The sequence below is a fragment of the Dechloromonas sp. A34 genome (assembly GCF_026261605.1).
Taxonomy (GTDB): domain Bacteria; phylum Pseudomonadota; class Gammaproteobacteria; order Burkholderiales; family Rhodocyclaceae; genus Azonexus.
Window position 1 is genome coordinate 642,536 of the sequence record NZ_CP102486.1, and the last position, 12,638, is coordinate 655,173.

A 12,638-nucleotide genomic window follows, 5' to 3' on the forward strand; every position below is an offset into this window, starting at 1 on the left:
AGCACCGCGAGGGCTCGCCATGACCACGCCGAACGTCCTCGCCTACGGCCTGCTCGGGCTGCCGCTGGCCTTTGCCGCGCTGCCGATCTACGTCCATGTCCCGCGCTACTACGCCGAGGTGGCCGGCATGCCTTTGGCGCTGCTCGGCGCCATCCTGCTCGGTGCCCGCCTGCTCGATGCCGGCATCGACCCCTGGCTGGGCTGGCTGGCCGACCGCGTGGCGCGGCGACGCATGGTGGCGCTGGCCTTGCTGCCCTTCGCGGTCGGTTTCGTCGCGCTGCTCAATCCGCCTGCCGATCACGTGGCGCTCTGGTTGCTCGCCGCGCTGGCCCTGACTTATCTCGGCTTTTCGGCGGCCACCGTCGCCTACCAGGCCTGGGGGGCGGACCTCGGCAACGATTCCGCGCTGCGCACCCGGCTGACCGCAGCGCGTGAGGGTTTCGGCCTGCTCGGTGTGGTCTTCGCCGCCGGTTTGCCGGCCTTGCTCGCCGCCGATCTCAGCGATGGTATCGCCCGCCTGAGCTGGGTGCTGCCGCCGCTGCTGCTGATCGCGGCCGCCACCACCTTTGCCCGGGTTGGTGCCGGGCAGCCGCTGCAGGCGCCGCGCCAGCCCTTGCTGCCCAGCCTGCGCCGGGTCTTCGCCGATCTTGCCTTTCGGCGTCTGCTGCTGGTTTTCGTTGCCAATGGTATTGCCGCCGCCTTGCCGGCGACGCTGTTCCTGTTCTTCGTGGCCGATGTGCTGGGCCTTGAAAAAGTCAGCGGCCCGCTACTCGCCGTTTATTTCATCGCCGGGGCTGCCTCGTTGCCGCTCTGGGTCCGGCTCTCGGCGCGTTTCGGGCGCGTTTTGGCCTGGCTGGGGGCAATGACGCTGGCGATTTTTGCCTTCGCCGGGGCCAGCCTGCTCGGTAACGGCGATCTGTGGCCGTTCGCCATCATCTGCGTTGCGTCCGGGCTGGCGCTTGGCGCCGACCTGGCGCTGCCTGCCGCCATTGCCGCCGACCTCGGCGAACGCCAGGGGCAGGCCGGGGCCTGCTTCGGCGTCTGGAACTTCATTGCCAAACTCAATCTGGCGCTCGCCGCCGGCTTGTCCCTGCCTCTGCTCGGCGCCCTCGGCTATGTGCCGGGCAGCGGTGCCGGGCTGCCTGCGCTGAGCTTTGCCTACGCGCTACTGCCGCTCGCCTTCAAGGCGCTGGCGGCCTTTCTGTTGTGGCGCTGGCGCCACTCCCTGGAGATCTGACCATGAAACTCTTGCTTGCCGCTGCGTTTACCCTCGGCTTGTCCGCCTGCAGCACGACCGGGATCGAGCAATACCGCGGCGAACAGCCGGCGCTCGACCTCAAGACCTACCTCAACGGCCGGCTCGACGCCTGGGGCGTCTTTCAGGGACGTTCGGGTGAGGTCAAGAAACGCTTCCACGTGGTGATCGATGCCCGGTGGACGGGCGATACCGGTGTTCTCGACGAGAACTTCAAGTGGTCCGACGGCACTACCTCGCGCCGCGTCTGGACCCTGAAGCAGCAGGCCGACGGCAGCTTCCGCGGCACGGCCGAAGATGTGGTCGGCGAGGCGATCGGCGAAGTCGCCGGCAATGCCCTGCGCTGGCGCTATGTGCTGGCCCTGCCGGTGGACGGCAAGGTCTACAACGTCGATTTCGACGACTGGATGTTCCTGATGGACGACCGGGTGATGATCAACCGTTCCTACATGAGCAAGTGGGGCTTCAACCTCGGCGAAGTGACGCTGACTTTCGTCAAGCGCTAGGCCGGCGGCCATGTCCCTCAACCCGAAAATCACCGACTGGCAGGGCAAGCGCGTCTGGCTGGTCGGCGCCTCGGCCGGCATTGGCGCCGCGCTGGCCGGCGAACTGGCGCGCCGCGGTGCCCGGCTTGCCCTCTCGGCCCGTAACGCCGAGCGCTTGCATGCCCTGGGCATTGCCGAAGCGCTGCTCCTGCCCTGCGATGCCACCGACAATGCCGGCCTCGCCGCTGCCCGCGCCGCCCTGCTCGCCGCCTGGGGCGGCGTCGATCTGGTGATCTACCTGGCCGGCGATTATGTGCCCATGCGGGCCGACAACTTCGACCTGGCGACCGCGGAAAAAGTGGTGACCATCAATTTCAACGCCGCCATGCGCCTGACCGACTGCGTCCTGCCCGACTTGCGGGCCGGCGGCGGCATCGTCTTCGTCGCCAGTGTCGCCGGCTATCGCGGCCTACCCAAGGCGCTGTGCTATGGGCCAGGCAAGGCGGCGCTCATCCATTTCGCCGAGTGCCTGCACCTCGATCTGGCGCCCCGGGGGATCGGCGTCTGGGTGGTCAATCCGGGCTTCGTCGCCACCCGCTTGACGGCCCGGAACGATTTCACGATGCCCGCCCTCCTGACGCCGGAGCAAGCCGCGCTGGCCCTGGTCGATGGCTTGCAGGGCGGCGGTTTCGAAATCCATTTTCCGAAGCGCTTCACGCGGCTGATGAAATTCTTCGCGCTCTTGCCCGAGAGCTGGTATTTCCCGCTGATTCGCCGCTTCACGGGGGGCTGAGATGGGACTCGATGCACTGATCCGCTTTTACCAGGAGCTATCGCCCGAGGGCGTAGAACGCTTCGCCGAGTTTTACAGCGCCGACGCCTATTTCAAGGACCCATTCAACGAGGTGCGCGGCATTCCGGCCATTCAGCGGATTTTCAGCCACATGTTCGGGCAGGTCGCCGAGCCGCGCTTCGTCATCACCGAACGAGTGGCCGATCCGGGTGGCGCCATGCTGGTCTGGGAGTTCTCCTACCGCGTCCGGCTGTGGGGCAAGGGCGAGACCCAGGTCATGCGCGGCGTCTCGCATCTCAGGTTCGATGCCGAGGGCAAGGTCGAATACCACCGCGACTACTGGGATACCGCCGAGGAGCTCTACATGAAGCTGCCGGTACTGGGCTGGGTGATGCGCGGCCTGCGCCGGGTGCTGGCCGCCTGATCAGCTATCGAGCGACTTGATCAGCTCGAACAGGCGCTGGTAGAAATCGGGCGAAGTCACCGTCTCCTCACCGACCTTGACCAGGGTGTCCTTGTCGATCGCCCAGGGCAGGGAAACCGAGCCGAAGGCGGCGACGCTGACCCCGGCGCTGCTACCCTTGGACTTCATCTCGAACTGGGTCTCCAGGCCGGTGGCGTAGATCACCGAGCCCAGGCTGCTCGGCAGGCAGACCAGGGTGATCGAGAGGCGGTTGGCTTCATCGACCTTGGGGCGGAAATATTTCTCGCCCCGGATGTTGTGCAGCTTGGCATCGTCGATCTGATAGCCCTGGCTCAACAGGGCGCGTTTGCCGATTTCGCAGGCGGCGTCCGGTTCGCGGTTGCTGTAGTACTGAAACGGCGAATCGCTCTGGAAGGTTTCGCTCTGATAGGAGCGCGAGTTCTTCGTCGTATTGCAGGCGCCAAGCGTCAGGGCGAGCAGGGCGGCCAGGGCGAATGATGGAGGATTGCGCGACATAAAACGGGGTGGGGCTTTCATCGGTGCCAATTTAAGCAGTTTGGCCGCCAGATTACCAGCCGGGTCAGTCCGCCGGCGCGCGGCCTTTGCGCAGGCGCTGCCACAGCCAGCTTCCCGAGTCGTCGCGTCCCCACAGTACATATTCCAGTTCGTTGACATTGCGGACGGTGAGTTCGAGATTTCGGCGCGCCGATAGCGGGCCGGCCAGTAGCACCTGATCGCCGGCGGCAAGGTGGAAATTGTCATGGGGGAGCAGGAAATAGTCGTCGGCGCGCTCGATCAATAGGGCAACCGCAGTCAGCGGCTGGCTGCGGTCGGTGCCATCGCGCAGCAATTCGCCGAGTTTGAAGGCCTGGCGGTGCATCAACGTTTGCCAGGCGGCTGGCGCTTCGGAAGCGTTCAGGCGAATACCCCAGACCGTCGGGGTCAGTCCATCGCAAAGCCCTTGCAGGCGCTCGACCAGTTGTTTGCACCAGCTCTCGTCGCGATTGCGCAGGCGCTCGAGAAAGCCGGCGAGCAGCGGCGTGGTTAGGATGGCGATGCTTTCCTGGGCGACGATATGGCTCGGCACCATCGAGAAATCACCCTTGAAGGCCTCGAACAGCGGGGTGTTCGCGGTGTGGTTCTGGCGCGTGACGACATATAGGCGCGGGTTGAGTTCGGCCGCCGTGACGGCGATCGAGAGGTTATTCACGTCATTGTCGCTGCCGGCGATGATGCCCGAGGCGCTTTTGATTCCGGCCTCGAGCAGGGTACGGGCTTCGGTGCCGTCGCCGGCAATGTTCTGGTCGGCGGCAGTAGAGTTGGGGTCGATGATGGTCAGCGTGATGCCGGTCGGCCGCAGGCGGTCGGCCACCGCCTGGCCGAAGCGCCCGTAGCCGCAGAGTATCCAGTGGCCGGCCGGGGGGCGGTGCGATTCGGGAATCGGCGTTTCCGGCAAGCTGGTCAGCAGTTCGATCAGGCGGAAGCGTTCCGGCGCGGCGACGGCCAGCGACAAGTGTTCGGCAAAGCGTTCAAAGGGGTTGATGATGTGATCGGTGCCGAACGAGGCCATGTTGGCCTTGACCGCCGGCGAGCGGGCCCGCGCGATGACCGGGATGGCAGGGTTGAGCAGGCGGACCGCGATGGCAATGGCAAGGTTGCTTTGCTCGTCGTTGGTGACGGCCAGCACGCCCCGGCATTTCGGGTGCTTGAGACCGGCCAGGAGCAGGGTTTCGGGCTGGCGGGCATCGGTGGCGAGGGCCGGGGTATCGGTCTTGAAATCCTGGAGGTCGAGTTCCTGGACGCGCAATTCTTCCTTTTCGAGCACGACGAAGGCCTGACCGACGCGATCGAAGTTCCTGGCGATCAGGTTGCCGGTTTCGCCGCAGCCGCAGATCAGATAGAACGGTTCCTTCAGGATGCGGACGCGACGGGCGAAACGGTTGGTGGTCAGCGTGTTCTGGAAACCCTTGTCCTGGAGCAGGGCGATCAACGTGACCACCGAGTAGGACCAGCTGATGACGGTCAGGTAGATGCAGATGGTCACCCACAGACGCTGGGCGTCGGAGAATGCGTTGGGGATTTCGCCGAAGCCGATCGTCGTTGCGGTGTAACTGATGAAATAGAAGGCGTGAAAGAAACTGAGCGGCGGCGTGGCCTGGCCTGCCGCATCGATCCCGGGGACCAGGGTCAGGCCGATAACCGAGATCGCGTAAATGACGATCAGGACGATGATCGGCGCCCGCATGCGCCGCAGGACGAGGAAGAAGGCGCTATTCACGCGTCGCCCCTAGCGGCGAAGCATCACGGTTTCAATGATCAGGATGACGACCGAGACGATGTTGGCGACCAGCGCCCCGCCGGAGAGCGAGACGACGCTGGAGGTGACATGCACTGTCATGCCGACGCCGGTGATGTGCTCGGCAACGCCCCAGGTGATGGCGGCGGCGATCAGTTGCAGGTCGGCGACCAGGCTGGTGGACAGATGGATGGCGCCGATCTGGGTGCGGTCGCCGAACTTGAGGGCGGTGGCAATCAGGCTGACGACCAGCGCCGCGGCCAGTTCGTAGATGTTGTGCAGTTCCGGCCGGCCGATGTCGCCGATGAAGAAGCCGAAATTGAGGGTGGCGGCGAGGACGATGAAAAAACCGAAAATGACTTTTTCCAGATTCATGGTCCTCTCCCCGTTTACATGATTTCTGCCAGCTTAACGCGTTTCGACCGGTGCCGTCTGCGGCGGCGCGTTGCGGGCGCCGCCCGGGGCGCTGGTGTCGATGCGGCGGGTGTCACTTTCGGAGACCACTTCCATGATGGTGACGACACGGCGGACACCGTCGGTGGTGCGGGCGACCGCAACGGCAACCTTGGCTTCGCGGTCATTGACGATGCCCATCAGGTAGGCGACGCCATTTTCGGTGACGACCTTGATATGGTTGGCCGAGAGCTGGTTGGAGTCGACCAGGCGAGCCTTGAGCTTGGAGGTGATGTAGCTGTCGTTGGTACGGTTGCCGAGCGGCGAGGTCGGGGCAATATTGAGTTCGTTGAAGACTTCGCGCACGCCTTCGAGCTGGCGAGTCTGTTCGCCGATCAGGGTCTTGGCTTCTTCATTCGGCACTTCGCCGGTGATCAGCACGCGGCGGTTGTAGGCCGTGAAATTGAGGTGCGAGAAAGCCTTGTACTTTTCCGGGACCCGTTGCATGGCCTTCCACTCGGTCGTCTCGTCGTCGGTCTGAACACCGGTGGACCGGCGGTCGTGGGCGGTCATCACGCCCATTGCGGCGGCCCCGCCGATGACGGCGGCTTCGATGCAGCCCTGGAGCATGGGCAGGGCGACGATAAGGGTGGCGGCAGCAAGCGTCAGTTTGGTTTTTTGCATCATTCGACTCCCAATAAAAGTGCATCGATGCCATCGCACAAGCAATGGATGACGAGAAGGTGAGTTTCCTGAATGCGCGCCGTCCGGTCGGCCGGCACGCAGAGATGGATGTCGTCGTCCCGGAGCATTTCGCCGATCTGGCCGCCGCCCTTGCCGGTCAGCGCGACGACGCGCATGTCGCCCTCGTGCGCTGCCTTGATCGCTTCGATGACGTTGGCCGAATTGCCCGAGGTCGAGATGGCGAGCAGAACGTCGCCGGCGTGGCCGAGGCCGCGCACCTGCTTCGAGAAGATGTAATTGAAACCATAGTCGTTGCCGACCGCGGTCAGGATCGAGCTGTCGGTGGTCAGTGCGACGGCAGCCAGTTCCTGGCGCTCCGCCTCGAAACGGCCGATCAGCTCGGCGGCAAAGTGCTGCGCGTCGCCGGCCGAGCCGCCGTTGCCGCAGGCGAGAATCTTGCCGCCGCTGATCAGGCTGTTGAACAGGGTCTCAATGGCGGCGGCGATCGGGGCCGCCATCAGCTCGGCGGCATTCAGCTTGGTGTGGGCGCTGTCTTCGAACTGCTGGGCGACGCGGGCAATCAGGTCCATGTTTTTCAGGGGCTTGGAGGCTGGTAATCGCGGCATTCTACCTCAGAGGTCGAGGAAGACTTCGAACGCCACCCGCCGCCACGGGTTTTTGTTGTCGCTCAAGGACGACACGCGGGCGCTCAGCTTGTCGCCGGCATCCATAGCCGCCGCCACCGCCCGGTTTTCGGCGCGTGGCACATAACCCAACTGGTGACCGCGCCATTCGACCCGGATGGCATGGCGGTCGTGGCGGTTGTCCGGTTCGCGGATCAGTACGAGCCGATCGCCAACCTGGATCTCACCCCAGAATTCGCCGAGGGCGTAATACTGGCTGCCGGCCAGCGGCGAATTCTGAATCAGCAGGCGCACGCTGTCGGCCTGCGCCACGGCTAGCCAGCAGGCGAGGCTAATCGTCAGCAGCAAACGCATTCCGGATCCATTCCAGTTGCCCACCGTAGATCAGTACGCAGTCGAAACGGCAGTCGCAATCCGCCTTGCCGGCCAGATAATGGCGCGCCGCGAGTACGATGCGCCGCCGCTTGGGTGCCGTGATGCTCGCTCCGGCCCCGCCGAAATCGTTGCGGCTGCGCTGGCGCACCTCGACGAAGACCAGGGTCCTGCCGTCGCGGCAAATCAGGTCGATCTCGCCGCCGCGGACGCGAAAGTTGCGCTCGATCACGCGTAGTCCACCGCCTTCGAGATGGCGGGCGGCCAGCGCCTCGGCTTCGCGGCCGCGCGTGGTGGTGGTATCGTCGGTCTTTGCTTGCATCATCAGAAAAATGACAGAAGAATTCGCTGCATTGTATGTCGTCCCGACGCCGCTCGGGAACATGGCCGATCTCACCCGGCGCGCCGAGGAAATTTTGCGCAGCGTGCCCTGGGTCGCCGCCGAAGATACCCGGCACAGCGGCCCGCTGCTCAAGCATCTCGGTTCCTCGGCGCGGACCTTGCCGGCCCATCAGCACAACGAACACGAAGCCGCCGCCCGCATCGTCGAGCGCCTGCAGGCCGGCGAAGCCGTGGCCCTGATTTCCGATGCCGGCACCCCGGGCATTTCCGATCCCGGCGCCCGTGTCGTCGCCGCCGTTCGCGCCGCCGGCTGCAAGGTCGTGCCGCTGCCCGGCCCCTGCGCCGCAACCACCGCGCTATCCGGTTCCGGCCTGCTCGACGAGCATTTCCTGTTCTACGGCTTCCTGCCGAGCAAGGGCGGTCAGCGCCGACAGGTACTCGAGGAACTGCGCGAGCATCCCTACGCCCTGGTCTTCTACGAGGCGCCGCATCGTGTACTGGAAACCGTCGCCGATCTCGCCGCCGTGGTCGGCGAGCGAACCCTGGTCATCGGCCGCGAACTCACCAAAATGTTCGAAAGCATCCACAGCTGTCCGCTCGGCGAAGCGCTGGAATGGCTGAAAGGCGACCCCAACCGCCAGCGCGGCGAATTCGTGTTGATGGTTTCCGGGGCACCGAAAGATGCCGACGACGGCGAGGGTGAACGCGTCCTCAAGCTGTTGCTGGCCGAGAAGTTGCCGGTGAAACAGGCTGCCAAGCTGGCAGCGGCGATTACCGGGGCGGCGAAGAATGCGCTCTACGAACGGGCGCTGGCCCTCAAGCAGGACTAGCCGGTTGGTTTGAGCGCTTGCTCCGGGCCGGGTCGCCGAGGCCGAATTCAGCCTGCAGCGCGGGTTTGTTCTCGCCGATGTAGGCCATGGCACGGCCGAGATTGTCCAGCCGGTTCTTGATGAAGTTGCCGTCGGTATTCAGCAGTTCGGCCGACCTCGCGAAATTGGCGCTGAATTCCTGCACGGCGAGGATGGCACCTTCCTTGTTGCTGGTCAGCGTGGCGTCGAGCCGGGCACTGTCGACCGTCGCCAGCCGGCTGACCGGATCGACGGTCAAGCCGAGATCGCCCAGGCCGTGTACCCCCTGCCGCGCCCCATTGAAGATGCTGCCGATGCTTTGCGCCAGTTCGTGACGGGCAACCTGGGCAGCCTGGACATCGGCGAGGACGCCACCGTCCTGCATCGCCGCATCGAAGCGCCGGACCCAGTCGTTGTACTGCTCGGCGAAGGTCTGCAACTGCGCCTTGATGTTGGCGTTGGAGCTGGCGTTGGTGATCCCGTTGAGGCTCCGGGCATTCTGCTGCATGTCGGCGACGGCGGAGCGCATCTGGCTAAGCTCCGCAAACTGTGCCTCGAACGCGACCTCCTGGGTATTGATGAAACTCATCATCTGGTAGGCCGGTTCGGGGGCGAACAGAGCATTGTTGCGGCCGGTAGGCGACAGGCCGGCGATGGCTTGCTCCGCAGTCGGCGAAGTCGGCCGGGTTGCTGCCGCGTTCAGGGTGGTCAGCAACGCATCCACGCCGCTTGCACGGTCCTTCGTCCCGGTCGCAAAGGCCGAGTTGATCAACGAACCCAAGGTCTGCGTCTGGAAGCCGGCAACCTGCAAGGCGATCTCCGAATATGAGCCGCCCGCCCTGGCTGTCGCCGCTTGATCGCGCTTGCCGCCCAGGTTGGCGAGAACCTGGTTGAGATTCACATTCGTGATATTGCTGACTGCCATTGGGTGCTCCAAAGTCTTGGGTTCGCAGGCGGGAGCCTTGATGAAAGCTCCCGCCCGGCACTGCCTGTCTTACTTGACCGCGTCGGCACCGGCCTGCGCGACCTGCGCATCCTGTTTCGACGTGCCGCCGGAAACACCGATGGCCCCGACCATCTTGCCACCGGCGACGATCGGTACGGCGCCTTCGAGGACGCCGGCATCGCCGGTCAGGTTGAGCAGCCGGAGGTTCTCGCCGCCCTGGCCGATCAGCTCCTGGAAGGCCTTGGTCGGACGACGGAAGGCGATAGCACCGCGTGCCTTTTCCTGGGAGACGTAGACCGATCCGTAAGCCGTGTTCTCCAGTCGTTGGAGCAGGACCAGATGGCCGCCCGGGTCGACCACCGCGATGACGACATTCCAGTTGTTCTTCATCGCCTCCGCTTCGGCGGCGGCCATCGCTTTTTTGGCCTGTTCGAGCGATAGCGGAGCGCCGTAGGGGGTGGCCTGAGCCCAGGCCTGACCGGCGCCGAACAGCAGGGTGGCGCTCAAGAGTAGAGCGCGCGTACGTGACATGGTCATGGTGTCTCCTTGTTTTTGTTGGGGGAACCGCCTTTGTATCTTAGACCACCATTCGCGCGCTGTTAAAATTGCGCGAAACACTCGAGAGACGTCATGCAAATTACCCTGACCCGCCCCGACGACTGGCATCTTCACCTGCGCGACGGCGAAGCGCTGGCTTCCGTGCTGGCCCATACCGCCCGCCAGTTTGCCCGGGCCATCGTCATGCCCAACCTCAAGCCGCCGGTGACCACCGTCGACCAGGCCGCCGCCTATTGCGACCGCATCGTCGCCGCCCTGCCGGCCGGGGCATCGTTCGAGCCGCTGATGACGCTTTACCTGACCGACAATACCCCGCCCAGCGAAGTCGCCAAGGCCGCCGCCTCCGGCTTCGTCAAGGCGGTCAAGCTCTACCCGGCCGGCGCGACGACCAATTCCGACGCCGGCCTGACCGATGTCGCCAAAGCCTACGCCACGCTGGCCGAAATGGAGCGTCTCGGGCTGCCGCTGCTGGTCCATGGCGAGGTGACCGATCCGGCGGTCGACCTCTTCGACCGTGAAAAGGTCTTCATCGACACTGTGCTGCTGCCGCTGATCCAGCGTTTCCCGAAACTCAAGGTGGTCATGGAACACATCACCACCCGGGACGCGGCCGAATTCGTTGCCACGGCCCCGGCCAATGTTGCCGCCACGGTCACCGCCCACCACCTGCTCTACAACCGCAACGCCATCTTCCAGGGCGGCGTGCGCCCGCACTGGTACTGCCTGCCGGTGCTCAAGCGCGAAACGCATCGCCAGGCGCTGGTCGCGGCGGCGGTTTCCGGCAATCCCAAGTTCTTCCTCGGCACCGATTCGGCGCCGCACGCCAAACTGACCAAGGAAGCGGCCTGCGGTTGCGCCGGCTGCTATACCGCCTACGCCGCGCTCGAACTGTATGCCGAAGCCTTTGAACAGGCCGGTGCACTCGACAAGCTGGAAGCCTTCGCCAGCTTCCACGGCCCGGACTGGTACGGCCTGCCGCGCAATGCCGGCAAGGTGACGCTGGTCAAGGAAAACTGGATGGTTCCGGCCGATTACCCCTATATCAGCAGCGACAGCATCGTCCCCTTACGGGCCGGTGAAACGCTTTCCTGGAAAATGCTCTGAGGAATTCCCCATGCGTCTGCACCATCTGATCTTGCCGCTGCTTGCGGCGCCGCTGCTCACCGCTTGCGTTAACGACGGCGCGACCTACGAGATCGACGGCACCCGCGAGCATGTTTTGTCGCTGATCCGCGAACAGCCCTATTTCTGGGATAGCAAGGTCGAGTTGTTCATGGTGGTCTCCCGGATGCCGGCCTGCATGCGCCGGCACAGCCTCGGGCCGGGTACGGCCAAGACCCGGGTCGAGGTCTATCAGGTGCCGTCGGGAGCCTTCATTATCAAGGCTGGCAAGCGTTTGTACGCGACCGAGACGCAGACCTGCGAGAGCTTCGTCAAGATGGACAGCGAGCCGGTGGAAGGCATGGGCAAATTGATGGGGATTTTCCGCGCCAAGAACGGCGAGCTGGTCTTCGTCAAGGAAGAGGTTCCGGGGCCGGCCGACGCCGAGGAGTAATCGCCGCTTGCCCTACGCCTCGCCCTTGTTCGAGCCGCTGCGGCCGTGGCTGCGGCAGTTGCCGGCGTACCCCGACAGTTGTGCGCTGGCCGAACTGGCCGAGCGCCACCCGATTCATACCGCCAGCGGTCAGCAACTGCGTTTCGTGTCGCCGCAGCTGGACGGCCTGGCCTACGAGTGCCGGATCTGGGAAAGCGGCGCGGTCGAAACCCGGCCTGACAACTGGCACGATTTCTTCAATGCCCTGGTCTGGCTGAGCTTCCCGCGCGCCAAGGTCGTGGTCAACGCCTGCCATGGACGGGCGATGACTCCCGATGGCAAGGCGCGGGGCAGCGTGCGCGATGCCCTGACCCATTTCGACGAATGCGGCATCGTCGTTCTGTCGTCAAAGCCCGTGCTGCTCGACTTGCTCCGCGACTTTCAGTGGAAGGCGCTGTTCGTCGAGCGCCGGGCCGAGGTCGAGCGCAGCATGCGCTTCGTCATTTTCGGGCATGCCACCTACGAAGCCCTGCTCAAGCCGTTTCGTGGCCTGACGGCCAAGGCGGTGCTGCATGAGGTAAGCGAGGCGTGGCTTCGGATGCCTTACGCCGAGCAGATGGCGGCGGTCGACGGGCTGGTGGCCGCCGATCTGGGCAGCGGTCGTTACAAGCGACCGCGCGATTTTCAGCCTCTGCCCGTGCTCGGCATCCCCGGCGTGACACCGGAGAATGAGGACCCTGCCTATTACGACGATACCTGGCAGTTTCGCCCGGGTCGTCGGATACGCGCTTAGTAGCGGCGGCGTTGCTGCGGTGCCGGACCGCCGCGGTTCTCGATGTGGCGGAAGGTGATGCGGCCCTTCGATAGGTCGTAGGGCGAGAGTTCGAGCGTGACCTTGTCGCCGACCAGGATACGGATGTGGTTCTTCTTCATCTTGCCGGAGGTGTAGGCGATCAGTTCGTGACCGTTTTCCAGCGTGACGCGAAAGCGGGTATCGGGGAGGACGTCGTTCACGACGCCTTGCATTTCAAGTAGCTCTTCTTTTGCCAAGGATGTTTGCTCCT

General features: G+C 64.6%; 18 protein-coding genes. 8 read left to right on the top strand and 10 right to left on the bottom strand.

The features are described from left to right. Positions 1 to 19: 19 nt before the first annotated feature. Genes NQE15_RS03140 through NQE15_RS03155 form a run of 4 tightly spaced genes read left to right on the top strand, consistent with a single transcriptional unit; the run spans position 20 to position 2,957 of the window. Entirely contained in the window at positions 20 to 1,237 is a 1,218-nt protein-coding gene (locus tag NQE15_RS03140) for an MFS transporter (RefSeq protein WP_265946440.1), read from the top strand. Between the two features lie 2 nt (positions 1,238 to 1,239). Then, positions 1,240 to 1,761, top strand: coding sequence for a DUF3833 domain-containing protein (locus NQE15_RS03145; protein WP_265946442.1), 522 nt, complete (start codon positions 1,240 to 1,242; stop codon positions 1,759 to 1,761). A gap of 10 nt (positions 1,762 to 1,771) precedes the next feature. Next, positions 1,772 to 2,533, top strand: a complete 762-nt coding sequence (locus tag NQE15_RS03150; protein ID WP_265946443.1) for an SDR family NAD(P)-dependent oxidoreductase — start codon at positions 1,772 to 1,774, stop codon at positions 2,531 to 2,533. Between the two features lies 1 nt (position 2,534). Further along, a complete protein-coding gene (locus NQE15_RS03155; RefSeq protein ID WP_265946445.1) occupies positions 2,535 to 2,957 on the top strand; it encodes a nuclear transport factor 2 family protein in 423 nt (140 codons plus the stop codon). Here NQE15_RS03155 and NQE15_RS03160 read toward each other — a convergent pair whose 3' ends face one another. The 7 genes from NQE15_RS03160 to NQE15_RS03190 form a co-directional block, all read right to left on the bottom strand. Then, positions 2,958 to 3,473, bottom strand: coding sequence for a DUF2242 domain-containing protein (locus NQE15_RS03160; protein WP_265946447.1), 516 nt, complete (start codon positions 3,471 to 3,473; stop codon positions 2,958 to 2,960). It lies immediately after the preceding gene. Positions 3,474 to 3,537: 64 nt separating this feature from the next. Further along, positions 3,538 to 5,235: a potassium channel family protein gene (locus NQE15_RS03165; protein WP_265946449.1), complete on the bottom strand. Its 1,698-nt coding sequence runs from the start codon at positions 5,233 to 5,235 to the stop codon at positions 3,538 to 3,540. Positions 5,236 to 5,244: 9 nt separating this feature from the next. After that, the gene (locus tag NQE15_RS03170; RefSeq protein WP_265946451.1) at positions 5,245 to 5,628 is read right to left on the bottom strand and encodes a DUF6394 family protein; all 384 of its coding nucleotides are present in this window, start codon (positions 5,626 to 5,628) and stop codon (positions 5,245 to 5,247) included. A gap of 33 nt (positions 5,629 to 5,661) precedes the next feature. Beyond that, entirely contained in the window at positions 5,662 to 6,330 is a 669-nt protein-coding gene (locus NQE15_RS03175) for a BON domain-containing protein (RefSeq protein WP_265946452.1), read from the bottom strand. After that, complete coding sequence (locus NQE15_RS03180) at positions 6,330 to 6,920, bottom strand: phosphoheptose isomerase (protein WP_265950100.1); 591 nt, start codon at positions 6,918 to 6,920, stop codon at positions 6,330 to 6,332. The genes NQE15_RS03175 and NQE15_RS03180 overlap by 1 nt, the downstream gene beginning before the upstream one ends. Before the next feature lie 42 nt (positions 6,921 to 6,962). After that, the gene (locus NQE15_RS03185; RefSeq protein ID WP_265946454.1) at positions 6,963 to 7,328 is read right to left on the bottom strand and encodes an HIRAN domain-containing protein; all 366 of its coding nucleotides are present in this window, start codon (positions 7,326 to 7,328) and stop codon (positions 6,963 to 6,965) included. Continuing rightward, positions 7,306 to 7,671, bottom strand: coding sequence for a YraN family protein (locus NQE15_RS03190; protein WP_416336497.1), 366 nt, complete (start codon positions 7,669 to 7,671; stop codon positions 7,306 to 7,308). The genes NQE15_RS03185 and NQE15_RS03190 overlap by 23 nt, the downstream gene beginning before the upstream one ends. 7 nt (positions 7,672 to 7,678) lie before the next feature. Here NQE15_RS03190 and rsmI point away from each other — a divergent pair, with 7 nt between their 5' ends. Next, positions 7,679 to 8,518: a 16S rRNA (cytidine(1402)-2'-O)-methyltransferase gene (gene rsmI, locus NQE15_RS03195; RefSeq protein WP_265946456.1), complete on the top strand. Its 840-nt coding sequence runs from the start codon at positions 7,679 to 7,681 to the stop codon at positions 8,516 to 8,518. Here rsmI and NQE15_RS03200 read toward each other — a convergent pair. Both NQE15_RS03200 and NQE15_RS03205 read right to left on the bottom strand, forming a co-directional pair. Next, positions 8,505 to 9,461: a hypothetical protein gene (locus NQE15_RS03200; RefSeq protein ID WP_265946458.1), complete on the bottom strand. Its 957-nt coding sequence runs from the start codon at positions 9,459 to 9,461 to the stop codon at positions 8,505 to 8,507. The two genes, rsmI and NQE15_RS03200, sit on opposite strands and share 14 nt — an antisense overlap. A 69-nt stretch (positions 9,462 to 9,530) precedes the next feature. Continuing rightward, a complete protein-coding gene (locus tag NQE15_RS03205; protein ID WP_265946460.1) occupies positions 9,531 to 10,019 on the bottom strand; it encodes a GlcG/HbpS family heme-binding protein in 489 nt (162 codons plus the stop codon). 93 nt (positions 10,020 to 10,112) lie between these two features. Between NQE15_RS03205 and pyrC the strand changes: the two genes are divergently transcribed. From pyrC to NQE15_RS03220, 3 genes are read left to right on the top strand one after another with little or no spacing between them, the layout of a single operon-like run. After that, positions 10,113 to 11,144: a dihydroorotase gene (pyrC, locus tag NQE15_RS03210; RefSeq protein WP_265946462.1), complete on the top strand. Its 1,032-nt coding sequence runs from the start codon at positions 10,113 to 10,115 to the stop codon at positions 11,142 to 11,144. A gap of 10 nt (positions 11,145 to 11,154) precedes the next feature. Then, positions 11,155 to 11,595: a hypothetical protein gene (locus NQE15_RS03215; RefSeq protein ID WP_265946464.1), complete on the top strand. Its 441-nt coding sequence runs from the start codon at positions 11,155 to 11,157 to the stop codon at positions 11,593 to 11,595. Between the two features lie 7 nt (positions 11,596 to 11,602). Further along, entirely contained in the window at positions 11,603 to 12,367 is a 765-nt protein-coding gene (locus NQE15_RS03220; protein ID WP_265946466.1) for a DUF3025 domain-containing protein, read from the top strand. On the opposite strand, the gene infA is transcribed toward NQE15_RS03220, so the two are convergent. After that, positions 12,364 to 12,624: a translation initiation factor IF-1 gene (gene infA, locus NQE15_RS03225; protein WP_265946468.1), complete on the bottom strand. Its 261-nt coding sequence runs from the start codon at positions 12,622 to 12,624 to the stop codon at positions 12,364 to 12,366. The genes NQE15_RS03220 and infA overlap by 4 nt on opposite strands. Positions 12,625 to 12,638: the final 14 nt, after the last annotated feature.

Bases quoted from the DNA above. Each gene is read 5' to 3' on its own strand.
- NQE15_RS03140 (WP_265946440.1), top strand. From the start codon at position 20: ATGACCACGCCGAACGTCCTCGCCTACGGCCTGCTCGGGCTGCCGCTG.
- NQE15_RS03145 (WP_265946442.1), top strand. From the start codon at position 1,240: ATGAAACTCTTGCTTGCCGCTGCGTTTACCCTCGGCTTGTCCGCCTGC.
- NQE15_RS03150 (WP_265946443.1), top strand. From the start codon at position 1,772: ATGTCCCTCAACCCGAAAATCACCGACTGGCAGGGCAAGCGCGTCTGG.
- NQE15_RS03155 (WP_265946445.1), top strand. From the start codon at position 2,535: ATGGGACTCGATGCACTGATCCGCTTTTACCAGGAGCTATCGCCCGAG.
- NQE15_RS03160 (WP_265946447.1), bottom strand. From the start codon at position 3,473: ATGTCGCGCAATCCTCCATCATTCGCCCTGGCCGCCCTGCTCGCCCTG.
- NQE15_RS03170 (WP_265946451.1), bottom strand. From the start codon at position 5,628: ATGAATCTGGAAAAAGTCATTTTCGGTTTTTTCATCGTCCTCGCCGCC.
- NQE15_RS03175 (WP_265946452.1), bottom strand. From the start codon at position 6,330: ATGCAAAAAACCAAACTGACGCTTGCTGCCGCCACCCTTATCGTCGCC.
- NQE15_RS03180 (WP_265950100.1), bottom strand. From the start codon at position 6,920: ATGGACCTGATTGCCCGCGTCGCCCAGCAGTTCGAAGACAGCGCCCAC.
- NQE15_RS03185 (WP_265946454.1), bottom strand. From the start codon at position 7,328: ATGCGTTTGCTGCTGACGATTAGCCTCGCCTGCTGGCTAGCCGTGGCG.
- NQE15_RS03190 (WP_416336497.1), bottom strand. From the start codon at position 7,671: ATGATGCAAGCAAAGACCGACGATACCACCACCACGCGCGGCCGCGAA.
- rsmI (WP_265946456.1), top strand. From the start codon at position 7,679: ATGACAGAAGAATTCGCTGCATTGTATGTCGTCCCGACGCCGCTCGGG.
- NQE15_RS03200 (WP_265946458.1), bottom strand. From the start codon at position 9,461: ATGGCAGTCAGCAATATCACGAATGTGAATCTCAACCAGGTTCTCGCC.
- NQE15_RS03205 (WP_265946460.1), bottom strand. From the start codon at position 10,019: ATGACCATGTCACGTACGCGCGCTCTACTCTTGAGCGCCACCCTGCTG.
- pyrC (WP_265946462.1), top strand. From the start codon at position 10,113: ATGCAAATTACCCTGACCCGCCCCGACGACTGGCATCTTCACCTGCGC.
- NQE15_RS03215 (WP_265946464.1), top strand. From the start codon at position 11,155: ATGCGTCTGCACCATCTGATCTTGCCGCTGCTTGCGGCGCCGCTGCTC.